The 23,162-nt window shown below is 40.2% G+C and carries 25 protein-coding genes and 2 tRNA genes; 14 read left to right on the top strand and 13 right to left on the bottom strand.

What is annotated here, in order from left to right; all coding sequences use genetic code 11:
- Positions 1–42: 42 nt before the first annotated feature.
- Both KNQ97_RS11970 and KNQ97_RS11965 read right to left on the bottom strand, forming a co-directional pair.
- Complete coding sequence (locus KNQ97_RS11970; RefSeq protein WP_001111066.1) at positions 43–2,232, bottom strand: bifunctional SulP family inorganic anion transporter/carbonic anhydrase; 2,190 nt, start codon at positions 2,230–2,232, stop codon at positions 43–45.
- Positions 2,233–2,534: 302 nt separating this feature from the next.
- A complete protein-coding gene (locus tag KNQ97_RS11965; protein ID WP_000131196.1) occupies positions 2,535–4,883 on the bottom strand; it encodes a Tex family protein in 2,349 nt (782 codons plus the stop codon).
- A 656-nt stretch (positions 4,884–5,539) separates the two neighbouring features.
- Between KNQ97_RS11965 and ompR the strand changes: the two genes are divergently transcribed.
- From ompR to KNQ97_RS11940, 5 genes are all read left to right on the top strand, one after another.
- The gene (gene ompR / locus KNQ97_RS11960) at positions 5,540–6,304 is read left to right on the top strand and encodes a two-component system response regulator OmpR (RefSeq protein ID WP_000060753.1); all 765 of its coding nucleotides are present in this window, start codon (positions 5,540–5,542) and stop codon (positions 6,302–6,304) included.
- A 17-nt stretch (positions 6,305–6,321) separates the two neighbouring features.
- Positions 6,322–7,779 carry an ATP-binding protein gene (locus KNQ97_RS11955; RefSeq protein ID WP_000051217.1) on the top strand — a complete coding sequence of 486 codons (1,458 nt, stop codon included), beginning with the start codon at positions 6,322–6,324 and terminating at the stop codon, positions 7,777–7,779.
- Positions 7,780–7,806: 27 nt separating this feature from the next.
- Positions 7,807–7,935, top strand: a complete 129-nt coding sequence (locus tag KNQ97_RS11950; RefSeq protein WP_085940512.1) for a hypothetical protein — start codon at positions 7,807–7,809, stop codon at positions 7,933–7,935.
- Between the two features lie 35 nt (positions 7,936–7,970).
- A complete protein-coding gene (locus tag KNQ97_RS11945; RefSeq protein ID WP_000059344.1) occupies positions 7,971–9,485 on the top strand; it encodes an acetyl-CoA hydrolase/transferase family protein in 1,515 nt (504 codons plus the stop codon).
- A gap of 130 nt (positions 9,486–9,615) precedes the next feature.
- Positions 9,616–10,047 carry a GNAT family acetyltransferase gene (locus KNQ97_RS11940; RefSeq protein ID WP_000469967.1) on the top strand — a complete coding sequence of 144 codons (432 nt, stop codon included), beginning with the start codon at positions 9,616–9,618 and terminating at the stop codon, positions 10,045–10,047.
- A gap of 171 nt (positions 10,048–10,218) precedes the next feature.
- Here KNQ97_RS11940 and KNQ97_RS11935 read toward each other — a convergent pair.
- The 3 genes from KNQ97_RS11935 to KNQ97_RS11925 form a co-directional block, all read right to left on the bottom strand.
- Positions 10,219–10,294: transfer RNA gene (locus KNQ97_RS11935), tRNA-Phe, on the bottom strand.
- 127 nt (positions 10,295–10,421) lie between these two features.
- A tRNA-Phe gene (locus KNQ97_RS11930) sits at positions 10,422–10,497 on the bottom strand.
- A 105-nt stretch (positions 10,498–10,602) separates the two neighbouring features.
- Positions 10,603–10,986 carry a GNAT family N-acetyltransferase gene (locus KNQ97_RS11925; protein ID WP_001123235.1) on the bottom strand — a complete coding sequence of 128 codons (384 nt, stop codon included), beginning with the start codon at positions 10,984–10,986 and terminating at the stop codon, positions 10,603–10,605.
- Positions 10,987–11,088: 102 nt separating this feature from the next.
- Here KNQ97_RS11925 and hisB point away from each other — a divergent pair, with 102 nt between their 5' ends.
- The 5 genes from hisB to hisA all read left to right on the top strand — a co-directional run bounded on the left by hisB (position 11,089) and on the right by hisA (position 14,555).
- Complete coding sequence (gene hisB / locus KNQ97_RS11920) at positions 11,089–11,682, top strand: imidazoleglycerol-phosphate dehydratase HisB (protein WP_000194096.1); 594 nt, start codon at positions 11,089–11,091, stop codon at positions 11,680–11,682.
- Complete coding sequence (gene hisH / locus KNQ97_RS11915) at positions 11,682–12,299, top strand: imidazole glycerol phosphate synthase subunit HisH (RefSeq protein ID WP_000196730.1); 618 nt, start codon at positions 11,682–11,684, stop codon at positions 12,297–12,299. The genes hisB and hisH overlap by 1 nt, the downstream gene beginning before the upstream one ends.
- 153 nt (positions 12,300–12,452) lie before the next feature.
- Complete coding sequence (locus KNQ97_RS11910) at positions 12,453–12,950, top strand: DUF805 domain-containing protein (RefSeq protein ID WP_253612283.1); 498 nt, start codon at positions 12,453–12,455, stop codon at positions 12,948–12,950.
- 137 nt (positions 12,951–13,087) lie between these two features.
- Entirely contained in the window at positions 13,088–13,729 is a 642-nt protein-coding gene (locus KNQ97_RS11905) for a 3'-5' exonuclease (protein ID WP_029424109.1), read from the top strand.
- 94 nt (positions 13,730–13,823) lie between these two features.
- On the top strand, positions 13,824–14,555 hold the full coding sequence (hisA, locus tag KNQ97_RS11900) for a 1-(5-phosphoribosyl)-5-[(5-phosphoribosylamino)methylideneamino]imidazole-4-carboxamide isomerase (protein WP_000905538.1): 732 nt from the start codon (positions 13,824–13,826) through the stop codon (positions 14,553–14,555).
- 67 nt (positions 14,556–14,622) lie between these two features.
- On the opposite strand, the gene KNQ97_RS11895 is transcribed toward hisA, so the two are convergent.
- Positions 14,623–15,174 carry a helix-turn-helix domain-containing protein gene (locus tag KNQ97_RS11895; RefSeq protein ID WP_000083600.1) on the bottom strand — a complete coding sequence of 184 codons (552 nt, stop codon included), beginning with the start codon at positions 15,172–15,174 and terminating at the stop codon, positions 14,623–14,625.
- Between the two features lie 98 nt (positions 15,175–15,272).
- Here KNQ97_RS11895 and KNQ97_RS11890 point away from each other — a divergent pair, with 98 nt between their 5' ends.
- Positions 15,273–16,175: a DMT family transporter gene (locus KNQ97_RS11890; RefSeq protein ID WP_253612282.1), complete on the top strand. Its 903-nt coding sequence runs from the start codon at positions 15,273–15,275 to the stop codon at positions 16,173–16,175.
- 25 nt (positions 16,176–16,200) lie between these two features.
- Here KNQ97_RS11890 and KNQ97_RS11885 read toward each other — a convergent pair whose 3' ends face one another.
- From KNQ97_RS11885 to KNQ97_RS11870, 4 genes are read right to left on the bottom strand one after another with little or no spacing between them, the layout of a single operon-like run.
- Positions 16,201–16,512 carry an antibiotic biosynthesis monooxygenase gene (locus KNQ97_RS11885; protein WP_000582728.1) on the bottom strand — a complete coding sequence of 104 codons (312 nt, stop codon included), beginning with the start codon at positions 16,510–16,512 and terminating at the stop codon, positions 16,201–16,203.
- 3 nt (positions 16,513–16,515) lie between these two features.
- On the bottom strand, positions 16,516–16,908 hold the full coding sequence (locus tag KNQ97_RS11880; RefSeq protein ID WP_001088854.1) for a membrane protein: 393 nt from the start codon (positions 16,906–16,908) through the stop codon (positions 16,516–16,518).
- Positions 16,909–16,944: 36 nt separating this feature from the next.
- The gene (locus KNQ97_RS11875) at positions 16,945–17,574 is read right to left on the bottom strand and encodes a DUF1294 domain-containing protein (RefSeq protein WP_001205591.1); all 630 of its coding nucleotides are present in this window, start codon (positions 17,572–17,574) and stop codon (positions 16,945–16,947) included.
- 12 nt (positions 17,575–17,586) lie between these two features.
- On the bottom strand, positions 17,587–18,537 hold the full coding sequence (locus KNQ97_RS11870; protein WP_253612281.1) for a homoserine kinase: 951 nt from the start codon (positions 18,535–18,537) through the stop codon (positions 17,587–17,589).
- Between the two features lie 112 nt (positions 18,538–18,649).
- On the opposite strand from KNQ97_RS11870, the gene hisF reads away from it, so the two are divergent.
- On the top strand, positions 18,650–19,408 hold the full coding sequence (gene hisF / locus KNQ97_RS11865; protein ID WP_000880078.1) for an imidazole glycerol phosphate synthase subunit HisF: 759 nt from the start codon (positions 18,650–18,652) through the stop codon (positions 19,406–19,408).
- Positions 19,409–19,449: 41 nt separating this feature from the next.
- On the opposite strand, the gene KNQ97_RS11860 is transcribed toward hisF, so the two are convergent.
- Positions 19,450–20,088, bottom strand: a complete 639-nt coding sequence (locus tag KNQ97_RS11860; protein WP_000911631.1) for a hypothetical protein — start codon at positions 20,086–20,088, stop codon at positions 19,450–19,452.
- A 109-nt stretch (positions 20,089–20,197) separates the two neighbouring features.
- Between KNQ97_RS11860 and KNQ97_RS11855 the strand changes: the two genes are divergently transcribed.
- Both KNQ97_RS11855 and aqpZ read left to right on the top strand, forming a co-directional pair.
- Positions 20,198–21,202: an AraC family transcriptional regulator gene (locus KNQ97_RS11855; protein WP_253612280.1), complete on the top strand. Its 1,005-nt coding sequence runs from the start codon at positions 20,198–20,200 to the stop codon at positions 21,200–21,202.
- A 132-nt stretch (positions 21,203–21,334) separates the two neighbouring features.
- Positions 21,335–22,024, top strand: coding sequence for an aquaporin Z (aqpZ, locus tag KNQ97_RS11850; RefSeq protein ID WP_001045987.1), 690 nt, complete (start codon positions 21,335–21,337; stop codon positions 22,022–22,024).
- Between the two features lie 178 nt (positions 22,025–22,202).
- On the opposite strand, the gene KNQ97_RS11845 is transcribed toward aqpZ, so the two are convergent.
- Both KNQ97_RS11845 and KNQ97_RS11840 read right to left on the bottom strand, forming a co-directional pair.
- Positions 22,203–22,445: a hypothetical protein gene (locus tag KNQ97_RS11845; protein WP_000476056.1), complete on the bottom strand. Its 243-nt coding sequence runs from the start codon at positions 22,443–22,445 to the stop codon at positions 22,203–22,205.
- A 45-nt stretch (positions 22,446–22,490) separates the two neighbouring features.
- Positions 22,491–23,090: a LysE family translocator gene (locus tag KNQ97_RS11840; protein WP_000458293.1), complete on the bottom strand. Its 600-nt coding sequence runs from the start codon at positions 23,088–23,090 to the stop codon at positions 22,491–22,493.
- Positions 23,091–23,162 lie beyond the last annotated feature (72 nt).

The raw sequence follows: 23,162 nt of genomic DNA, 5'->3' as shown, positions 1-23,162 counted from the left end.
AAAAAGCGCCTCATGAAAGGCGCTTTTTTTATTTGGTTCTATTTACGTATCTAAAAACTCGACATGCCCTGTTTTAACATCGTAAATCGCGCCAACAATCGCTATTTCACCACGATCCAGTAAGTCTTTAAGTACCGTACTGTTATTAATAATATATTGGATATTGTAGTGAACATTCATAGCAGTTACCTGATTTACGAAGGTCTTGTTTAATTCACGGGGTTGCATAATGTCATATACGCTTTCTACCGAATGCATGAGCGGACCAAGCACATATTGAATATGCGGCATCTCTTTGACATCGGAGATTTGCTTTTGCTGTAAGCGTAACTGACATGCACTAGTCACTGCACCACAGTCAGTATGGCCTAAAACTAAAATGACTTTTGAGCCTTTGGCCTGACAAGCAAACTCAAGCGAGCCTAATACCTTTTGACCTGCAATATTACCTGCAATCCTTAAACTAAATAGATCACCAATACCCACATCAAAAATCATTTCAGTTGGAGCACGTGAGTCCATACAACCCAAAACGGCAGCAATTGGGTGCTGGCCTTCATCTGCAGTAACACGAATTTGGCGATAAATATCACGTTGCAAGCGCTCATTTTTTACGAAACGTTCATTTCCTTCTTTAAGTAAAGTAATGACTTGCTGTGGACTTAATTTACGTTGTAAATCTCTCGTACTAATGTAGATATCCAGTACTGCATCATCTACCTCTTCATAGTGCTGCTTAAATCCAATAAGCTTAAGGTCGACTTGGCGTTTAACTGCCGTCTCATTTTGATAGTCTTGAATAACTTGATAAATATCTGGATCAATCGAATCACATTGAGTGGCATCAATAATCAACTGTTGATCTTTATGAACATGTTCCAAGGCAGAAATGAGTGCGGAACGATTCAGAAAAGTCACTTGTGAAGGAAGCTCAATACGCGTCACGATTCCATGTAAATGCTTTTCTTTATAAACACGAACACCTTTATTGAAGTTGCCATATAAAATAAATGCACTACTGGTAAATAGCCCCACCAAGATTCCGGTTAATAAATCTGTCAGCAAGATTGCAACCAAGGTAATAATGAATGGTAAAAACTGTCTCCAACCTTTTTGGTAAAGCTGTTTGAATAACTTTGGATGAGTCAGTTTAAAACCAGTCACGATCAAAATTGCTGCAAGTGCAGACAAAGGAATCATGTTCATGAGTGGGACAAAAAATAGAATTGCAAGCAGTAACAACACACCGTGAATAATGGTTGAGCATTTACTACGTGCACCTGTATTGGCATTTACAGAACTCCGGACAATCACTGAGGTCACTGGCATTCCGCCAATCAAACCCGACACAATATTACCTGCTCCTTGCGCCCATAACTCACGATTAGGTGGAGATGAACGCTTTTGAGGATCAAGCTTATCGGCTGCTTCTAAATTTAGTAATGTTTCTAAAGATGCCACGATCGCAAGTGTAATGGCTCCAGTATAAATTAATGGTTCAGCTAAATAGCTAAAGTCAGGAAAAACCAATACCTCTTCTGGTGCTTGTAATATATTTGGTAGTTGAATCAAATTATTACTTTGCACAGCCCATGAAGAACCGATACTTATTAAAACAAAGTTAAAAACTGCTGCGAGTACCACGGCAATTAAGGCAGAAGGCAACGCTAACTTTTTAAGTGGGCTACTGTCCCAAGCTAAAATTAAAAATAAGCTCAGCAGTCCAATCAATGCTGCTCCAGCATCAAATTTTTGGATAAACGTATCCGGTGTAGCAGTCCAAACTTCTTTCCATGAAAAATCAGTCAACCCAAATAAATAAGGTAACTGTGTCACAATCAGAATGGCACCAATGGCTGCCAATAATCCTAAAATGACATTGTTTGGAATAAAGTTAGCAAAGAAACCCAACTTAAATACACCAAACAGAATTTGTAAAATTCCTGCAAATACAATACACAATAAAAAGGCGGCATAATTGCCGCCTAATTGATCGAGTTGTACAAGGATGACCGCAGTCAACCCTGCTGCTGGGCCAGAAACGCTGATATGAGAGCCACTCAGCAGGCCAACAATAATTCCACCCACTATTCCAGCAATAATGCCAGAAATAATTGGAGCACCTGAGGCTAAGGCAATACCCAAACATAAGGGTAAAGCCACGAGAAATACGACCACTCCCGAAAGGAGGTCGTTTACGTGAAATCTATTTTTCAGTTCTAAAGCCGGCATAAAAACAACCATTTATAATATAAAAAAACAATCAATTTTTAATGTAACTGCCTGAAAGTGAGGAACTTACTTCAAGGCTTTATCGATATTGTCTGACAACTGAATCGGGTTAAAGTTGAGTTATGCTATAACGTTGTATAGTTGATTGTAGATTTCACGACGTTTTTGTTGATCTTAAGATTCACCTCATCTTTATGAGCGTGATGTTTTAATAAAACATAGCGCTAGCCATTTAGAAGACGATTTAGAAACAATAAAAAAGCCTCCCGTTTAGGAGGCTTTTTTAAGTTCTCTAAAGGCTCTTATTTAGAACCCTTAATTCCTGCTTGCAATAATAATGCACCAAAACCACCAATTTTTTGCTCTTGTGGTTTTTCTTGCTTACTACGCTGCGGACGTTCAACTTGATCTTTACGCGGTTGTGGACGTTTACCTTGTGGTTTACGCTCAGACCGCTGTTCGTTATTTTGCTCACGACGCGGTGGACGCTGTGCTTTCACAGGTGCCGCACCTTCTGCACGCATACTCAAGTTCACACGGTTACGTTCAACATCAACCTGCATAACACGCACTTGTACGATCTGTCCTGGTTTTACCACTTTATGCGGGTCAGAAACGAACTCATTGGCTAATTCAGAGATATGAACCAAACCATCTTGATGCACACCAATATCAACAAAAGCACCAAAATTCGTCACGTTCGTCACAACACCTTCAAGCTGCATACCTTCAGTCAACTGAGCAACTTCAGTAATGTCTTCACGGAATTTAGCTGTACGGAATTCTGGACGAGGGTCACGGCCCGGTTTTTCAAGTTCTGCTAAAACGTCTTGAATGGTTGGCAAACCGAATTTGTCATCAACAAACTCTTCTGCTTTTACCTGACGAATAATTTCGGTATTACCAATAATGTCTTTTACCGTTGTCGCTTTTGCTGCAACAATTTTCTCAACAAGACCATAACTTTCAGGGTGAACAGCAGATGCATCTAATGGCTCTGAACCATTTTGGATACGCAAGAAACCAGCAGCCTGTTCAAAAGTACGTTCGCCAAGACGCGGTACATTTTTAAGTGCCTGACGTGTGTCAAAACGGCCATGCTCTTTACGGTATTCAACAATTTGCTGTGCAATTGCTTTATTCAAACCTGCAATATAAGCCAAGATTGCTGGTGAAGCAGTATTTACATCTACCCCAACAGCGTTTACACAGTCTTCTACAACTGCATCAAGTGTTTTTGCTAAACCAGTTTGGTTCACATCATGTTGATATTGACCTACGCCAATCGACTTCGGATCAATTTTAACAAGCTCAGCAAGCGGGTCTTGTAAACGGCGCGCAATAGAAACTGCACCACGGATTGAAACATCAAGCTCTGGCAGTTCCGCCGCAGCAAGTTCACTTGCAGAGTAAACAGAGGCGCCTGCTTCACTTACGGTTACGCGAGTTAATTTAAGATCTGTATTTGCAGCCATCATTTCAGCTACAACAGCTTCTGTTTCACGGCTCGCAGTACCATTGCCAATAGCAATAAGCTCGACATTGTATTCACGACATAGACGTGCAAGCTCAGCAATTGAGCCTTCTTTATCTTCTTTAGGCGCAAATGGATAAATCGTGCTATGTGCAAGTACATCACCAGCTTCGCTTACCACAGCTAGTTTCACACCAGTACGAATACCAGGGTCGACACCCAAAGTCGTACGGCTACCAGCTGGCGCTGATAACAATAAGTGACGAAGATTTTCAGCAAACACCTGCATTGCTTCTGCTTCAGCAGCAAGACGTTTTTCTGTAAGTAATGAATGCTCGATTTGAGGACGGACTTTACCTAACCAGAATAATTTTGCAGTTTGTTTTAAGAAATCTTGACGTGTTTGTGGCTGAACCTGATCAAGGTTGTATTCAGTTTCAATACGAGCCAGTGGTGCATCATCTTCACCATCAACTTTTAAACCAAGTACGTTTTCTTGGCGGCCACGTAACATCGCCAATAAACGATGTGATGGTAATTTGTTTAGGCCTTCAGAGAATTCAAAGTAATCGCGGAACTTTTTGCCTACTTCTTTCTTCTCTTCAGATGCAACAGTACTTTTTAACACTGCTGTTTTTGCGAAAGTCGCTTTTAATTCTGTAGTAAGAGGAATGTTTTGTGCCCAGTCATCAATCAGAATATGCTGGATTGCGTCTAACTGACTTTCAACGTCCGGATAGTCTTCATGACTAAAACCAGCCAATGCTTCTGTCGGATCAATTTGTTCTGAAATAATTTTTTCGGCAATTGGTCCAAGGCCCGCTTCTTTCGCCTTGAAAGATTTGCTCGTACGTTTAGGACGGTACGGCGCATAAATTTCTTCTAAAGCATTTTTTGTTTCGGCTGCATTCACCCGCGCCAACAAGTCATCATTCAATTTATTCTGTTCTTGCAATGACTGAATGACCTTTTCACGGCGCTCATATAAATCACGTAAATACGCTAAACGAGTATCTAATTGGCGTAACTGCGTATCATCTAAACCTTGTGTTACTTCTTTACGGTAACGGGCAATGAATGGAACACTGGCACCTTCATCAATTAAGCGGATGGCAGCTTCTACTTGGTTTGGACGTACGGCAAGCTCACTTGCCAACTGCTGAACTAAGTCAGTCATCGTGTTTGATCCCACAAGGATAAAGTTTAAAAGCACTGATTATAAAGACCAAGACCATAAAATCCACACTTGTTTGCGTATTCAAAACGTTTTTTTGTATTGACTATGAATTTTTCACATTCTTATGGCCGTAAAAAAAGTTTTTTCTGTGACTCATTTGGGCCTTTAAGCTAGCCTTTTACCTTTTAAAAAATATGAAATTTATAGATTCTTCTTTAATTAAAGAAAATTTTTAATATAAATTATGAGAAAAAGAACATATTGATACATTGCCAGAACGATCAAAATATAGTTTTTCTTATCTTTCTAAATAAATTATTAAGTTCTCATACTTAAACCACAAATGAATAAATTAAAAGTTAGAACTTAAAAACCGAAACTCATTTTTAAAATAATTTATTTGAAACAAATATTTATTAGAATTTAATTGATGAGAAAGAGGTAAATAGCCAAATATTTGAGTTTTTCTTTAAGGCTTTGCTAAATTATGGGCATAAGATGTTGTTTTTTGGTTTCAAGCCCCTACGAAAATTGTAATTTTGAGCAAATTGATACATAGTCTTAACAAGAACATCGGCATTATACTGAGGGCTTGTTGGCAATAAGCCTAACCGATCCAATAATATATAAATTATGACTTTAAAAGGGAGTACATCATGAGTTTAGTTGTACCTGCTGAACATCCTGAAACCGTACATAACGAAACGGATCGTGTCGAGCGCATTTTAGTGGTCGATGACGATGTGCGTTTACGTACCCTCTTGCAACGTTTTTTGGAAGATAAAGGCTTTGTTGTAAAAACTGCCCATGATGCCTCACAAATGGATCGTTTATTACAACGTGAGTTATTTTCACTTATCGTGCTCGACTTTATGTTGCCCGTTGAAGATGGTTTAAGTATTTGTCGTCGTTTACGTCAGTCAAATATTGATACTCCAATTATCATGTTAACTGCACGTGGTAGTGACTCTGACCGTATTGCTGGTCTTGAAGCCGGCGCAGATGACTATTTACCAAAACCATTTAACCCAAATGAACTTTTAGCACGTATTCGCGCAGTATTGCGTCGTCAGGTACGTGAAGTCCCGGGTGCGCCAAGCCAACAAGTTGAAGTGGTTAGCTTTGGTCCATGGTCTCTAGATTTATCTACACGTACACTGACTCGTGAGGGTCAAATCGTTACGTTGACTACAGGTGAATTTGCCGTATTAAAAGCTTTGGTACAGCATCCACGTGAACCTTTAACACGCGACAAGCTCATGAACTTGGCTCGTGGCCGTGAATGGGGTGCAATGGAACGTTCTATTGATGTTCAAGTGTCTCGTCTACGCCGCTTAATTGAAGATAACCCGGCACGCGCACGTTACATTCAAACTGTATGGGGCGTAGGCTATGTGTTTGTTCCGGATGGTGCTGAATAAGCTTGAGATAAAATAGAGTGAGTTTAGAGCCAATACCACCGCAAACCTTTACCGACTACGTTGCGTACTCAGAGCGTAAACGGACCCGATGGGAACGTTTTCTCGACAAGATTAAGCCACGTTCTGCGGCCATGCGTACCACAATTTTGGTACTGCTGGTGGTACTCTTTAGCTTATTTATGTCATTGTGGTTTTTTTGGCGAACCCTCTATTTACCTGAAATTCAGCAACATGCGCGCTATCTAGCAGTTGAACTAGAACTGGTAAATAACCCTAATATTCGTATTTTTCATCGCGATAGCGAAGTTGACGTCGACACATGGTTACGCAATCGGGTTGGCATTGAATATGTCACGAACCCCAAAGAATATCCAAGTGTCCGCGATAAAATTATTGCCGAGTTTTTTACCAACCAAGTTGAGCAAAAACTGGCAAATGAAATTGGCGCAAAAGACGTTACTGTCTATTTCCAATTTAAACCTAGCCCACGTATCTGGATTCAAACGCCAGAAATGCATGGTAACTGGGTTCGTGAACCTTTAAAAACCTATGCCAACTATAGCCCCGAGCTACTGGTAGGTTGGGTTGTGGGTGTCCCATTAGTTTCGGCCATCATTATTTTAATTTTGGTTCGACAAATGAACCGACCATTACGTCGTTTGCAAAATGCTGCCAACGAATACAGTAAGTCTGGAACTGCACCTTATTTAGATACTAACCATGGCCCTTTAGAAATTCGCCAAGTAAACCAAGCATTTAACCGTATGGTATATACGCTTGAACAAACGGAGCGTGAAAGACGAATCATGCTAGCGGGAATTTCACATGATTTAAGGACTCCTCTCACACGTATTCGTTTAACTGCAGAGATGCTACCTGATGAGTTTCTACGTGAAGGTCTGGTTTATGACGTAGATGATATGGATGCGATTCTAAATCAGTTCATCTCATATATGCGCGATGGTTCAGATGAGGAATTAAAAGACACTAATATCAATATTCTTTTACAAGAATTGGTGGTTCAGTTTAAACCCCTTGATATTCGCTTTAACATGCAGGATGTTCCTATTATTCCTGCACGCAGCCTCTCTTTAAAACGACTTATTGCCAACCTCATTAATAACGCAAAGCGTTATGGTGCTGAACCAATCGAACTCAGTGCAAAGGTTGAAAATGAACATATTTTAATTACGGTTGCTGACCATGGTGAAGGCATTCCAGAAGATCAAATTGAAGAATTAATGCAGCCTTTTGTAAGAGGCAACTCGGCTAGAACGATTCAGGGAAGCGGTTTGGGTCTTGCCATTGTTAAACGTATTGTCGATATTCACCAAGGTGAAATACAGATTCACAATCGTGAACAAGGCGGTTTAGAGGTTATTATTTCTTTACCAATTCCAAAACCCGCCCCTGAAGAAAATACAACACACAATCCTTTAGAAAAAATCAAACAAACTTTAAGTGAGCGCTTTTAATTTGAGCAATTGAACATTTAAAGCGCTATTTTAAACCCCAAAAAAGACAATAATAATCAATATATTAAAAATCATAAAAATAAGTTATACCCGCATTTATTTAAAAAATTAGACCTTAGCCTAACACCTATGCACTTTTCATTTTTTCATAGCTAAAATCCGGTATGTTTTGACAATATTGAGGATGTCCAATGTCTTTAAGTCGTATTCGCCTAGCTTCTCTTCATGACAAGGTCATCAGTGCTGAACAAGCTGCGCAATTCATCGAAAATGGAATGACCGTTGGTATGAGTGGTTTTACTCGTGCTGGCGAAGCTAAAGCTGTTCCACAAGCACTTGTAGAGCTTGCAAAAAAGAATCCGTTAAAAATCACGTTAATTACGGGTGCTAGCTTAGGTAATGACTTAGACAAACAACTCACGGAAGCAGGTGTTTTATCTCGTCGCATGCCATTCCAAGTGGATAACACTTTACGCCGCGCAATTAATAACGGCGAAGTCATGTTTATTGACCAACACTTGTCAGAAACTGTTGAGCAAATGCGTAACCAGCAACTTAAACGTCCAGATGTTGCGGTCATTGAAGCAATTGCGATTACTGAAGATGGTGGCATTATTCCAACAACTTCTGTTGGTAACTCTGCAAGTTTTGCAATTTTTGCCGAAAAAGTAATTGTTGAAATCAACACTTCTTTAAGCGAAAGCTTTGAAGGTTTGCACGATATCTATATTCCAACTTATCGTCCAACACGTACGCCAATTCCATTAACAAAAGTGGACGAACGTATTGGTACAACAGCTATCCAAATCGATCCTTCGAAAATTGTTGGTATTGTATTTAACGATACACATGACTCTCCATCGACAGTCACTCCTCCAGATGATGAGACTCAAGGCATTGCCAATCACCTTATCGCATTCTTTGAAAAAGAAGTGGCTGAAGGTCGTTTACCGAAAAACCTTGGTCCACTCCAAGCAGGGATCGGTTCAATTGCAAACGCTGTACTAACAGGTTTAAAAGATTCTAATTTTGAAGACCTCATCATGTACTCAGAAGTACTACAAGACTGTACTTTTGAATTAATTGATGCAGGCAAAATGAAATTTGCTTCTGGTAGTTCAATTACGCTTTCAGCAAAATGTGGTGAAAAAGTTTTTGGTAATATCGAAGCTTACAAAGACAAATTAGTGCTTCGTCCACAAGAAATTTCTAATCACCCTGAGCTTGTACGTCGTTTAGGTATTATCGGTATTAATACTGCACTTGAGTTTGATATTTACGGTAACGTGAACTCAACTCACGTGTGTGGTACTAAAATGATGAACGGTATTGGTGGTTCAGGTGACTTCGCTCGTAATGCGCACTTGGCAATCTTTGTAACCAAATCAATCGCTAAAGGCGGCGATATTTCTTCTATCGTGCCAATGGTGAGTCACGTTGACCACAGTGAACACGACGTTGATATTTTAGTGACAGAGCAAGGTTTAGCAGACTTACGTGGTTTAGCACCTCGTGAACGCGCTCGCGCTATTATCGACAACTGCGTACACCCGCTTTACCGTGATGCATTAAATGACTATTTTGATCGTGCATGTGCTAAAGGCGGACATACACCTCACTTACTTCGTGAAGCATTGTCTTGGCATGCAAACTTTGAAGAAACAGGCCAAATGCTTCAACCAACACCAGTTGCAAAATCAGCTTAAGACATACTTTTAATTTAAGCACTCCTACGGGGGTGCTTTTTTATTTGTGTAAATTATTCACAAACTACTGCTCAAGTTCGAATTTTTATTTTATCTTTTCAATACATCAAAACAAAAAGTAGAAATCCATATGTTCATTATTCGCCAATTTACAAATGCAGATCTGGATGATGTGGTCAATTTATGGGAAAGCTGTGGCCTAACTCGCCCTTGGAATAACCCTGAAACGGATATTTTTAGGAAAGTTTCGCAGCAGGATGATTTATTCCTCGTTGCTATTAAGGATGAGCAACTGATTGGCACGCTTATGGGCGGCTACGACGGCCATAGAGGCTGGATTAATTATCTGGCTGTTCACCCCCACCAACAACGCTTAGGAATAGCCACAGCGCTTGTTCAACAGCTTGAGAAGCGGCTTATGGCGCGTGGCTGTCCCAAATTACAATTATTAGTGCGTAAAGATAATCTGAATGTGTTGAATTTTTACGAGCAGCTCGGCTATGACGAAGTAGAAGCGGTATGTTTAGGAAAACGTCTTATTAGTGACAACCCTCATGACTAAAGGCGCCTCTTCAAATGAAGTGCCTTTAGGAAATAAAGCTAGACCTTGGGATAACCCACTTTACTTGTGGATAAAATGAGAGTTATACACAGGTGAAATCATTCTACTCACGAATCAAATAAATAGGCATGAAAAAAGCCCCATACTTAAAGTATGGGGCTTTTTCGAATATGGTGGCGAGACCCAGGATCGAACTGGGGACACACGGATTTTCAATCCGTTGCTCTACCAACTGAGCTATCACGCCGATGGCCTGTATTAAGCCGTATCTCAGAACAATAGTCAACAATTATCCTGAGTTTTTGATTTAAATGAGTATTTTTTATACTCAAAAAAAAATCCCTGATGGGATCAGGGATTGAAAACACAAATAATGGTGGCGAGACCCAGGATCGAACTGGGGACACACGGATTTTCAATCCGTTGCTCTACCAACTGAGCTATCACGCCGAAGTGGGCGTATTAAACAATGTTTATAGGAGGACGTCAAGCAACTTCCGCATTTTTTGTAACAAGTGTTTAATTTTAAATCACAAGTGCCGTAAAAATAGGATTTTAGCTATGCAATTTACCAATATGAGCTAAGCAGCGATGAATTGCACCACAACCTGGCTCAAAAATTTTAACGCCTTTTGCTTCTTCTATACGACAAGCTTCTTCAACTAGACGCTCTGCTACTCCGCGTCCACGATTTGCAGGGTGTACAACTATATATTCAAGCACCTTGCTTTCACCTTGTCCTGAACACCAGATTGCACCTATAATTTTGGTGTTAAATTCGGCAGTGTATAGCGTGGTATACTGTTGTAAATCTTGTTCAAGTTGTTCAATCGCATCGTGCCCGTCACCAAACTCCGGACTTGTGTCATACAGTCGCTCAAGCTGATCGCGGATCTCTGAATTATCTAGAGAACTATAAGCATGTACGGTAATAGGCATTGATTAACCCTCCTGAGCAAACTATGATGCTGTCACGAATTCGTCACAGCGAAATTGTCGTTAACATCCAATCATTTTTGACGTTTTTTGAGGAACGTGTCCATGACGCAACGTATCAGTGAAGTGGTTAGAAATACCAATGAAACCAAAATTCGAGTTCGTTTAAATCTCGATGGTACTGGTCAAGGCACACTAAACACCGGAGTTCCATTTTTAGACCATATGATTGATCAAATCAAGCGACATGGCTTATTTGATATCGATATTCATTGTGATGGAGACTTAGAGATTGACGATCACCATACCGTAGAAGACTGCGGTATCACGCTTGGACAAGCTTTTGCACAAGCTTTAGGTGATAAAAAAGGTTTACGTCGTTATGGGCATTTTTACGCGCCATTAGACGAAGCTTTATCTCGTGTGGTTGTAGATTTGTCTGGTCGTCCGGGTTTATTTATGGATATTCCATTTACTCGTGCGCGCATTGGTACCTTTGACGTAGATTTATTTTCCGAGTTTTTCCAAGGTTTCGTAAACCATGCGCTTATGACCTTACACATCGATAACTTGAAAGGTAAAAATAGCCACCATCAAATCGAGAGTGTATTTAAAGCATTAGCTCGTGCTTTACGTATGGCATGTGAAATTGATCCACGTGCTGAAAACACGATTGCATCGACAAAAGGTAGCCTCTAATGACACGTATCGCATTGCTTGATTATGGCATGGGTAATCTGCACTCAGCCGCTAAAGCACTTGAATATGTAGGTGCAACCGTCGATGTGACAAATGATCCAAAATTAATTGCACAAGCCGACAAAATTGTTTTCCCTGGTGTGGGGGCAATGCGTGACTGTATGCAAGGCATGCGTGAAGCAGGGATTGATGAAGTTGTACGCAAAGCAGCTTTTAATAAACCTGTTCTTGCAATTTGCGTAGGCATGCAGGCACTACTACAAAGCTCAGAAGAAAACGGCGGTGTAGATGCCTTGGGTATTTTTGACGGGATAGTAAAACACTTCCCTCAAATGGAAGGTTTAAAAGTCCCACACATGGGCTGGAACCAAGTTCACCAAATGGACCCAAGCCACCCGATGTGGAACAACATTGAACAAGATGCCCGCTTTTACTTTGTACACAGCTACTATGTTGAACCTAAAGATGAAAATCTTGTGGCTGCCACATGTGAGTATGGCGTGAACTTCTGCACAGCAATTCACAAAGATAATTTATTCGCGACTCAATTCCACCCAGAGAAAAGTCACACTGCTGGTTTGCAGTTACTGAAAAACTTTGTGGAATGGAATATTTAATTCGATTCAAAAACTAAAACAGATCAGGTCAAGATAGCCTGATCTGTTTTTTTATTTATAATAATAACCAATCATTTATAGAATGATATTTTATTCAACAAAATATTGAATATTCATACTTTTAAATAAAATCAAATGATTAGGATAAACACAATGAATTCACCTTTTGAAAATCAACCACTTCAACAAGATTCACCGTTTAAGGCAAATGGTCGTTTTGGACGACTCTCTTATGCAGCTTGGACATTCTTATTTACGCTAGTCCTTGTTACCGCCATTCTACTTATTATGTTTACTTTTGGTTTTACAAACCCTGAAGGTGCCCCAGACTTTTCTACGCCTGGCTTAATTTGTATAGCAATTCTTTATATAGTCGGTGTTTATATTAACTTCGTATTTACCATCCGCCGTTTGCATGACCGCAATAATACAGGGTGGCTCTCTTTACTGATGCTAGTACCGGTCGTGAATATTGGCCTTGCCATTTATTTATTCTGTGCAAAAGGAACTGAAGGTCCTAATGATTATGGACCTAAGCGTCCAACGCCAAGCTGGGAGCGTGTTTTAGGCTGGATTTATATTGTGCTTATTCCGCTTGCATTAATTTTTGGTGTTATTGCCGTAATTATGGCTCCAACCTATGAAGGTTAGGTCGAGAAAAGCGAAAGTATTGTAATTGGTAGCCCATCTCAGTCTGAATAATTTTTAAAGATGTACATAAAGCCTAGTTCTCTAGGCTTTATTCATATATAAAGTGAATAGCCCTATTCATTTGTACGCTGTTAAATATGTCTGAAGCCTCTGCCCTTCTTGATAAAACTTCTATTCAGCAGCTCCCTCCTTTTGAAAATCTTAACTATCAAAATATTGTGGTGATTGAAAATAGCGAGCAATGCAAAACTATTGAAGAAGAATTAAAAGCAGCGACCTTTTTAGGATTTGATTCTGAATCTAAACCTACTTTTCAGGTAGGTGAAGTATCAACTGGCCCACATTTGATTCAGCTGGCTACAGAACACAAAGCCTATTTATTTCATGTCAATTCATCGACTTTAAAATTTTTACAGCCCATTTTGTCTAATCCAAAACAAATTAAAGTCGGCTTTGGGCTTAAAAATGATAAGCATATTTTTCACAAAAAAGGCATAGAACTTGAAAGCTGCGTTGACCTTGCTAAAGGTTTTAGCCACTTTGGTTTTAAACAACAAATGGGTGTACAAAAAGCCGTAGCACTATTACTTGGTCAGTATCTTGCCAAGTCGAAGAAAGTCGGAACTTCAAATTGGGCGCGAAAACCGCTTACTTCACAACAAATCAGTTATGCAGCTGCTGACGCCTATGCTGCCCTATTGGTATTTCTCGAGCTTAAAAAACGAAAGGTATTACCGATACATATTTCTGAAAAGATTCAAACCGCACTTCAAGGGTAAAGTTATAAAAGTCTTTTCTAAGGCTTAGCGATTGATCAATACTTTGCTAAGATGTGCACAATTTCATAAACATGATGAAGCAAGGAGCGAAAGCATGCTAATCATTCCAGCAATTGACCTGAAAGATGGTAAATGTGTGCGTTTAAAACAAGGGCGTATGGAAGACGATACCGTTTTCTCTGACGATCCGGTTGCAACTGCCCAGCATTGGGTAAATGAAGGCGCACGACGTTTGCATTTGGTCGATTTGAATGGTGCTTTCGCAGGTACGCCTATTCATAAACCTGTTGTTGAAGCAATTGCAAAAGCTCAGCCAGAATTACCAATTCAAATTGGTGGCGGTATCCGCTCATTAGAAACCATTGAACACTATTTAGAAGCTGGCGTGACTTTTGTCATTATCGGTACTAAAGCCGTTCAAGAGCCTGAATTTGTAGAAGAAGCTTGTAAACGTTTTGCAGGCCACATCATTGTCGGTATTGATGCCATGAATGGTATGGTTGCAACTGACGGTTGGGCAAACGTTACCGACGTGAAAGCAACTGATTTAGCAAAACGCTTTGCAGATGCAGGTGTGTCTAGCATTGTTTATACAGACATTGCACGTGACGGCATGATGCAAGGTGTAAACGTTGAGCAAACTGTAAACTTGGCTCAATACTCAGGTTTACCAGTAATTGCTTCTGGTGGTGTTACCAACCTTGATGACGTTCGTAACTTAAAAGGCCAACCGGGCATTTTAGGCGCGATTACAGGCCGCGCAATTTATGAAGGTACTTTAAATCTTCGTGAAGCGCAGCTTTTGTTGGATGAAAACCGTCTTTAATTCTTAAGATGTAAAAAAGAGCCGCTTTAGGCTCTTTTTTATTGCTGATATGAAAATATATTTCGAATCAATACACCACATTACGAATAAATTTCAGTACTTGGCTACCACTATTGATATAAGTATAAGTCACTGAACTGGCAAAAATAAAAGATGAACCAGCTGCTATGGTTTTTGAGCTGTCTGTAAATTGTATAGTCAATTCGCCTTCTAACACATAAATCAATTCTTGCCATCCTTCGGCATCGGCTTCAGCAACATAAGACTCCCCAACAGCCAAAGACCATGTCCAAAGTTCAACTTGAGAACGGGAAGGAACTGAAGCAAGAAAAGTTGCCTTGCTTTCCTCCTTTTCACCTTGCCAAGCAAGTGCATTTACTAGGGCATGTTCTTTTAGCTCAGGCGCACTCACAATTGTTCTAAAATCTACTCCCAATACTGCCGCAATCGCATCGAGTTTAGCTAAGCTAATGTTGACTTGGCCTGTTTCCAAAGCAGCAATGGTACGTCTACTTACACCTGCCCGATCAGCCAAGTCCTGTTGGCTTAAACTGCGCTCATCTCTTAATGAACGGATATTTGTGCCTACATGTTGTAAAACGCTACTCGACTGGCTCATAAAATAGATTAATAAAGAAAATTTGAGCAATATATTGCACAAAACAGAAGAATAGCGCAATATGTGCAGTATATTGCACAATTTCTTTTAGTTTGAGTATGTCACCAACTTATCTGAGTTCAAGCAAAGTTCCTCAATTAGCTCTCATTTTGATTACGGTCATTTGGGGTGGAACATTTCTTACTGTGCAGTACGCACTGAATTTTTCATCACCTATGTTTTTTGTCGGCTGCCGTTTTGCCGTAGCTGCCTTAACGCTATTACTTATTTCATTAAAGAGCATGAAAGGCGTTACATTAAAAGACTTGGGCGCTGGCAGTGTAATTGGTCTTGTGATTGCGGCTGGCTATGGCACGCAGACAATCGGCCTGCAAACTATTCCAAGTAGTGAATCAGCTTTTTTAACGGCGCTTTATGTTCCACTTGTTCCTATTTTAATGTGGCTCATATTTAGAAAAATTCCACATATCATGACTTGGGTGGGAGCAGCTCTTGCTTTTACTGGCCTTGTTTTATTGACGGGTAATGGTTTTAAGCAAATTTCCTTGAGTTTTGGACAGCTTTTAACAGTGCTCGGCGCCTTTGCGATTGCCTTAGAAATTATTTTTATTAGCTATTTTGCTGGAAAGGTAAATTTGCGTCGCGTCACCATTATTCAACTTGGTGTCGCCTCTCTACTTTCTTTTACCATTATGCCTATAGTAGGTGAACATACAATTCCAGCATTTTCATGGCCCCTAGTACTCATTGCTGTCGCATTAGGCTTAGCAAGTGCACTCATTCAATTTGTAATGAACTGGGCTCAACGTGTGGTTGACCCTTCGCGTGCTGCAATTATCTATGCAGGAGAACCTGTTTGGGCAGGCATTATTGGTCGAATTGCAGGTGAGCGTTTACCAGTTATTGCCCTTTTCGGGGGTGCTTTAGTGGTGTTAGGTGTTTTAGTCAGTGAGTTAAAAATTAAGCTGCCGATTAAGAAAAACAAAAGAGTCCGAGAATAAAAAAGAGAGCTTAACGCTCTCTTTTTTATATATCATTTTTCTTTAATAAAATAGAGGGTTCGTAGTACTCAACTGTCGGCATTGGATCATAAAATGGATGAAGCAATTTTTTCCATTCTTGATAAGCCTCCGACTTTCTAAACCCTTCTGTATGATTTTCAATTTCATCCCAGAAAATCATTAAAATATAATGATGGGGATCGGTTGCATGCTTAATCAGTTGGACAGCATTAAAGCCTTCCATTGGATAAACAATATGTTTAGCCTGCTCGAATGCCTTAAGGAATGCTTCACTTTGCCCAGACTTTATACTCAAATGCACATGTTCAATAATCATGATTTATTGATACATCGGTCGGTTATCATTTAACGCAATCAAACCGCGAATGGCACGATATACAATCCAGATCCATGCTGCTGCGATAACACCCACACAGAACACAGTCGATGAGATAGCAACACCCGCAAATAGATCGGTATTTTCACCCGTGAAGAACAAGAAAATAAATGGCAAAAAGGCAATAATATTCCAAGCCAAGTACCACCAGAATGTTCTGATTTGCCAGGTAAAGTGGCTCGCAAAAATTGAACCCTGTACATCAGAGCGTTTTACATAGTTGATAATTAAAGCAATAATCGCAAGTAAGCCGCCCGTAAAAATGGCAACAATATAAAGTACATATAAAATAAGTGTTAAAGTGCGATTTGGATCTTGGTCGATAGAACTATTCATTTTTATACCTCTCAAGTTTAATAAAACAATTTACTTTTATGATCCCCGCAAAACGTTTAAAGGAGAAATTAGCCACAAAATCAAAAGTAAATGAAAGAATATGGTACAAAAATAAATCTTACGAAATGGTTGTTTTTGTGTTTTATGTCTCAGTTTTTGTTGTGCCCACCACGCAGCTGGCCAGCCCCCTAAGAAACTGACAATGTGCAAAGTCTGCTCAGGAACACGGCGATTGCCCAATTGTGCTGCTTCTTTATCTTGTGAATATAGCCAGTAACTCAACACATTCATCATTAAGACAAACAATAAGGTATAAGCCGGCAAAATATGAATAAAACTCATAATTCCCATTAAGACGAAATAAAACACAATCCCCATTTGCATTGCTGACCATGGGCTGGCCTGAAAAGAAGATTGTGTTTTTGCAGGTTTTAAAGCCTTACGGGTTTGAGATGCCTTTAAATAAGTGACCTGCTGAGCACGAAAACGGCCTCTTTCATCAAGGATTACCAGATATTCCAGTGCACAGCCAATAATTGGCCGAGGTCCAGGGCGTGCAAAATCTTTGATATGCAAAAAGACTCGCTCTTTTTCAGCATCATCCGGCTGAATAAAGCCATAACCCTTTTCGTCGAACCATTCGACTAAACGCCCCTGATCTCGCATCTTTATTCCCTTTTATGCTTTTACATGGCTTAAACGGTCTTGCATCATTGCTCGCATTTCTTGCGGGTCTTTTTGCAAGATGTCATCGCCGGTACGTCCTTCTTCTTTATTTTTTTGAGCAACTTGTAAACGCATTGACCAAAAACGGCAAGCCGCCATTGCCAAGAATACATCTAAACATTCAAGTTCATCTGAAGTCAGCGCACGAATTTTTTGGTATGCCGCTAAGTAAGCGTCGACTTTGTCTGAGTTTAAATGCGCTGCTGGATATTCAGTACAAAAATCATTAATGGTAATCGCAATATCAAACAGCAACTCATCTTGATTTAACTCGTAAAAATCTAGAATACCTTGTAGTTGCTCGCCTTCAAACAAAGTATTGTCACGGAACAAATCTGAGTGAATAAAACCTGTCGGTCGATTTGAATACTGCGCTGTTTTCGCATTAAAGGCTTGATAAACCTGCTCAAGTAACGTTTGGTCATCTTGAGTCATATTTGGTTTAAGCTGCTCTGCAACACCTGTCCAATATTGATGATCACGGCGATATTCACGTTCAAGCGGAAAATCTTGTAAAGCTACATGTAACTTCGCCTGTGCATCTGCAATTGCAGCAACTTGGGCTACTGTAGTTTGCATGGGATGGTGGCCCATAAGACGTGGTGCAATTTGTGCAGGTTTACCCGCAATAAAATGAACCGCTTGGCCGCTGTGCTTTAATGGCACGGCAACGGGTACATCATGAGTACCTAATTGCTCAAGCACAGGAATAAGTTCGCCTGCACCTTGTGCATCTAACTCTTCAAATACGGTGAGTACATATTGTTTGCGGTTTACATCAACCAGAAAATAATTGGTGTTTTGAATACCTCCCTGAATTGGGTTCAGCTCCAACACCTCTAATCCATAAGGTGCAGCAAAGGTGCGAACTTCATCTAAACTCAACGGAGTATAAACCGACATGGAAAACCTGCAAAAAACATCTGTGAAGTTTGATAGAATACCTCTTCCCTCCATGAAGGTGTAGCGCCTGTGTAGGAACTTTCACCAACGGCGATTATTTTTGGAAAAAGCTATGCTTGCTAAACGTATTATTCCTTGCCTAGACGTTGATAACGGACGCGTAGTTAAAGGCGTTCAATTCCTCGATATTCGTGATGCGGGCGACCCTGTTGAAGTGGCACGTCGCTATAACGAACAAGGTGCAGACGAAATTACTTTCTTAGACATTACCGCTACACATCATGGACGCGATACCACTTACCGTACTGTTGAACGTATGGCCGAGACTGTATTTGTGCCATTAACTGTCGGTGGTGGTGTACGTAAAGTTGAAGATATTCGTGCGTTATTAAATGCAGGTGCAGATAAAGTGAGTATTAACTCGGCTGCCGTATTTAACCCTGAATTTGTTCAAGAAGCTTCTCAGCATTTTGGCGCACAATGTATTGTGGTTGCGATCGATGCCAAAAAAACTGGTGACAACAAATGGGAAATCTTTACTCATGGTGGCCGTAAACCAACTGGTATTGATGCCATTGAATGGGCTGTAAAAATGGCTGACTACGGTGCGGGTGAGTTGCTGATTACTAGTATGGACGCCGACGGTACTAAAGCGGGTTACGATATTGCTTTAATGCGTGCCATTAATGACCGCGTGACCATTCCAACGATTGCCTCAGGCGGTGTAGGTAACTTACAACACCTTGCAGACGGTATTTTACAAGGTGGTGCCGATGCAGTATTGGCAGCAAGTATTTTCCACTTTGGCCAATATACAATTCCAGAAGCTAAACAATATTTGGCTGAACAAGGCATCGAAATGCGCTTGTAAGCTTATTTATATTTAAAGGGGCAATATGCCCCTTTAATTTTTTATGCAGCACCTTCTATCGCATTTACATCACTAACGAGTTTAGGCTGTTCTTTTTTCTCGACCCATTTTGCTGGAAAGATTTTTTCTACAACTTGAGAGAGTGGCCTAGCAAGCACAGTAGGTAACCGTATCCCCAAAGGGTTTTGTTCTTTTAAATCTGCCGAAGACACTACACGTGTTCCCATTACATAGTCAAACCAAGGTTTGGTCACACACCAATTGGCATCTTGGTTAGAGTTCATATGGTGGTCGTAATGCCACGGAATTTTACGCTTTGCCCAGTCAGGCTCTAAATGTGCACGGCGATGAATATAATAATAGTTTCCTGCACTGTACCAAGCTGCGAGTGCCATGCCTTTTGAAAAAGGGTAAAAAATTGCACTTGAAACGGTTGCCACCACAGCAAGCGAAATTAACTCATTTTTAGTTCGCCAGTTTCCCACGCCTTCCACATAGCAATCATCATGAAATTGTTGTTTACGGACTTCACGATGGTGTGCCCAATGCGACTCCATACTTTTCGGCACTGGGCTATAGCGCGGTTGTCCGGCACGGTGCACACCATGCAAAATATATTTATGTGCCACCCATTCAAATGCATTCGCAACTGCAATTCCGGCAATAAACCCTTTTAACATCACCTAACTCCTTTTTCTTTTTATTCAGCATATAAAATTCGTTATGCTAGGTATTGACCAGAATTTATGGTTTCATTGACAAATCACGACAAGAAAGAGGTGGTTAAGGATGCCACAACTAAAAAATTATACAGGCTCGGTATATGGAGGACTGGGGCACTTATTAAAAGCTTATTGCGAAGCCAATGAGTTAGCTATTCCTGAACAATTAGAACAAATCCAAAATCTGGAACGCTTTGACTATGTGGTTTGGCGCGACCTATTAGAAGTTATTTATAAACTGGATCCTAAGCCGGGTTTAGGGCTAGAAATTGCCAAATATGTACAACCCAAACATTTAGGCATTATTGCCTACCTTGCTCTTTCTTGCGATAACTTAGGTGAAGCCTTAATTCGTTACCATGACTTTCACCGTCTGATTTATGACGGGAGCCCATTAGTGGTTGAGCTACAAGGGAGATATGGTTCTATTCGCTGGGAAGCGACTGAGCTACACCCTACCCAGCTTACCGATGAAATCGCAATTGCCTTGGTGATTCAATTCTTACGTCTTTTTATGTCTCATGAAGATGTGCAGTTACATGAAGTACGTTTCTTAAATGCAGCCCCTAAAAATATCAGAGTTTACGAGCAGTACTTTCAATGTCCCGTTCGTTTTAGCCAGCCCCGTACAGAGTTACTTATACCCATTACGGAAATTCATAAACCGCTTAGCAGCGCAGACCACACATTACAGCAACTATTGGTTCAGCAGGCTCAAGCACTTTTAGAACAGTTACCCAATTCAACCCAACTCGATCAGCGTTTACAGCATTCAATTTTGACTGGTCTGCAAAAGAATCAGTATCAAATTGAATATATTGCAGCTCAATTAGGCCTATCGGTTCGACAGCTCCAAAGACATTTACAACAACAAAACACCACCTTTCAAGAGCGCGTTCAACAAGTACGCTTTATGCTGGCAACTGAATATTTAAAAAACCCACATTTAAGCCTACAAGAGATTGCGCTTTTACTTTGTTATTCAGAACAAAGTGCCTTTCAAAGAGCATTTAAACATTGGACCAAGCAAACACCACAGCAGTGGAGAGATCAATTTTTAAACAAAGAATAACCAACCAAAACTTACAAATCTTTTCTTGATTAAAACAACACTGAAAACAAAAATTTCATATAGTCACATGCTTAATTTTTTGTGACGTATTTCACATTAATTAAAAAATAGATCAATAGATGAGTAATCACAATGAATAAATATTTTGCTGAATTCTTAGGTACGTTTTGGCTAGTCTTTGGTGGTTGTGGTAGCGCAGTTTTAGCCGCAGCTTTCCCTGAACTTGGTATTGGCTTTGCAGGTGTAGCCCTTGCCTTTGGTTTAACCGTACTCACAGGTGCTTATGCTCTAGGGCATATCTCAGGTGGACATTTCAATCCCGCGGTAAGTGTTGGCCTTTGGGTCGGTGGCCGCTTCGATGTTAAAGATTTAATTCCGTATATTGTTGCGCAAGTGGTTGGTGCGACCGCTGCTGCATTTGTTCTTTATATTATTGCTCAAGGCCAAGCAGGCTTTAGTGGTGTTGGCGGGTTTGCGACCAATGGTTTTGGTGACTTATCACCAAATAAATTTGGTTTAGGTTCCGCTTTCATTATTGAAGTGGTTCTTACCGCTTTCTTCTTAATCATTATTTTAGGGGCAACTGACCGCCGTGCGCCTGCTGGCTTCGCTCCTATCGCGATTGGTTTAGGCTTAACACTCATTCACTTAATCAGTATTCCGGTTACGAACACTTCGGTAAACCCAGCACGTAGTACAGGTGTTGCGTTCTTTGCTGAAACGGCTGCTTTAAGTCAGTTGTGGTTGTTCTGGGTAGCACCGATTTTAGGGGCTGTGATTGGGGCAATTATTTATAAGGTAGTTGCTGGGGATAAGGATTAACTGCACAACCGCAAACACCACGGTCACTCAAGTTGTAATTGTATAGGTAATGCCTCACTTTTGAGTGAGCAAAAGTGACAAAACTCATTCGTTTCACTGACGTTACTTCCATGTAACGCAGTGAAACAGGCGGCATCCGTGCCGCCGTCGCGATAGCAAATTGAGTAAAATATATTTATTACAAAAACGGATTATTAACTTCTTGTTCAGCTGGACGTTCAATTTTCTCAGGCAATTCTTCTTTTTCCAAAGCTGCAACTACATCATTTAAAAAACTCTGCAATGCCTTTGCCTGCTCTAACCCGACTTTGTCTTTAGTGATTTGCAAATTGCCATAAATGCTCACGCAATCGACATCATTTTCTAATGTTAAATCTTCAATTGAAGAAGACTCAGTACCCTTTTCAAATGGCTTAAACATAGCTGTTGTCTCGTTGTTATATCTTCACAGTGTAATACGACCAATTTAAAAAAAATCAATCAAAATTAAAAGAGCCGACAAAATTAAGAAAGCGCCCATCAGGATATTAAAATATTTCAAACGGTTGCCCTGATTCAGTACCACTGAAAATTTATCACCACATAATCCCCAAAAGAACAAGCATGCATAGCATGTGAAGAAATAAATAATAATAAAGATCGGCAACGACTGCGGGTTTTCAATGCTAGTAAACATGGTAATACCCGACACACAAGCCAACCACGCTTTTGGGTTAAGCCACTGTAATAAGAAACCATCTTTAAAATTGGGAATAAGCATGTGCCCTACAGGTGCACTTGAAATTGAAATATTGGCAGCAGAAAGAATAATTTTTATGCCGATATAGCAAACAAAGAGCGTTCCACAAACTGCAAGAATTTTTAAGACAACTGGAAACTGAGTTAATACACTTTGAAGGCCAAAGGCCATAAAAATCAAAAGTAAGGTAAAGCCAATGGTGGCACCTGAAATGTAGGGAAGTGATCTTTTTAAACCATGATTTAAACTGGTCGATAAAATAACTGTATTGACGGGACCGGGTGTAATCGACATTGCAAAAGAAAAAAGAAACATCGAGGCAAACATTGTTATTATCCTTATTCGAATAAATAGATGAACAGACAGATCTGTCTATTCATCTTATTGAATCGTTTCAGG

Source organism: Acinetobacter sp. UC24323, from assembly GCF_024151445.1.
Taxonomy (GTDB): Bacteria; Pseudomonadota; Gammaproteobacteria; order Pseudomonadales; family Moraxellaceae; genus Acinetobacter; species Acinetobacter baumannii.
This window is presented reverse-complemented; position numbering and strand designations above follow the sequence as displayed.

What these genes read in the sequence shown, in the direction of transcription:
- KNQ97_RS11890 (WP_253612282.1), top strand. Translation starts at nt 15,273, where the DNA reads ATGTCACCAACTTATCTGAGTTCAAGCAAAGTTCCTCAATTAGCTCTC.
- ompR (WP_000060753.1), top strand. Translation starts at nt 5,540, where the DNA reads ATGAGTTTAGTTGTACCTGCTGAACATCCTGAAACCGTACATAACGAA.
- KNQ97_RS11945 (WP_000059344.1), top strand. Translation starts at nt 7,971, where the DNA reads ATGTCTTTAAGTCGTATTCGCCTAGCTTCTCTTCATGACAAGGTCATC.
- KNQ97_RS11925 (WP_001123235.1), bottom strand. Translation starts at nt 10,986, where the DNA reads ATGCCTATTACCGTACATGCTTATAGTTCTCTAGATAATTCAGAGATC.
- KNQ97_RS11895 (WP_000083600.1), bottom strand. Translation starts at nt 15,174, where the DNA reads ATGAGCCAGTCGAGTAGCGTTTTACAACATGTAGGCACAAATATCCGT.
- KNQ97_RS11970 (WP_001111066.1), bottom strand. Translation starts at nt 2,232, where the DNA reads ATGCCGGCTTTAGAACTGAAAAATAGATTTCACGTAAACGACCTCCTT.
- KNQ97_RS11940 (WP_000469967.1), top strand. Translation starts at nt 9,616, where the DNA reads ATGTTCATTATTCGCCAATTTACAAATGCAGATCTGGATGATGTGGTC.
- hisF (WP_000880078.1), top strand. Translation starts at nt 18,650, where the DNA reads ATGCTTGCTAAACGTATTATTCCTTGCCTAGACGTTGATAACGGACGC.
- KNQ97_RS11855 (WP_253612280.1), top strand. Translation starts at nt 20,198, where the DNA reads ATGCCACAACTAAAAAATTATACAGGCTCGGTATATGGAGGACTGGGG.
- KNQ97_RS11905 (WP_029424109.1), top strand. Translation starts at nt 13,088, where the DNA reads ATGTCTGAAGCCTCTGCCCTTCTTGATAAAACTTCTATTCAGCAGCTC.
- KNQ97_RS11965 (WP_000131196.1), bottom strand. Translation starts at nt 4,883, where the DNA reads ATGACTGACTTAGTTCAGCAGTTGGCAAGTGAGCTTGCCGTACGTCCA.
- KNQ97_RS11845 (WP_000476056.1), bottom strand. Translation starts at nt 22,445, where the DNA reads ATGTTTAAGCCATTTGAAAAGGGTACTGAGTCTTCTTCAATTGAAGAT.
- KNQ97_RS11870 (WP_253612281.1), bottom strand. Translation starts at nt 18,537, where the DNA reads ATGTCGGTTTATACTCCGTTGAGTTTAGATGAAGTTCGCACCTTTGCT.
- aqpZ (WP_001045987.1), top strand. Translation starts at nt 21,335, where the DNA reads ATGAATAAATATTTTGCTGAATTCTTAGGTACGTTTTGGCTAGTCTTT.
- KNQ97_RS11880 (WP_001088854.1), bottom strand. Translation starts at nt 16,908, where the DNA reads ATGAATAGTTCTATCGACCAAGATCCAAATCGCACTTTAACACTTATT.
- hisB (WP_000194096.1), top strand. Translation starts at nt 11,089, where the DNA reads ATGACGCAACGTATCAGTGAAGTGGTTAGAAATACCAATGAAACCAAA.
- KNQ97_RS11885 (WP_000582728.1), bottom strand. Translation starts at nt 16,512, where the DNA reads ATGATTATTGAACATGTGCATTTGAGTATAAAGTCTGGGCAAAGTGAA.
- KNQ97_RS11910 (WP_253612283.1), top strand. Translation starts at nt 12,453, where the DNA reads ATGAATTCACCTTTTGAAAATCAACCACTTCAACAAGATTCACCGTTT.
- KNQ97_RS11860 (WP_000911631.1), bottom strand. Translation starts at nt 20,088, where the DNA reads ATGTTAAAAGGGTTTATTGCCGGAATTGCAGTTGCGAATGCATTTGAA.
- KNQ97_RS11875 (WP_001205591.1), bottom strand. Translation starts at nt 17,574, where the DNA reads ATGCGAGATCAGGGGCGTTTAGTCGAATGGTTCGACGAAAAGGGTTAT.
- hisA (WP_000905538.1), top strand. Translation starts at nt 13,824, where the DNA reads ATGCTAATCATTCCAGCAATTGACCTGAAAGATGGTAAATGTGTGCGT.
- hisH (WP_000196730.1), top strand. Translation starts at nt 11,682, where the DNA reads ATGACACGTATCGCATTGCTTGATTATGGCATGGGTAATCTGCACTCA.
- KNQ97_RS11840 (WP_000458293.1), bottom strand. Translation starts at nt 23,090, where the DNA reads ATGTTTGCCTCGATGTTTCTTTTTTCTTTTGCAATGTCGATTACACCC.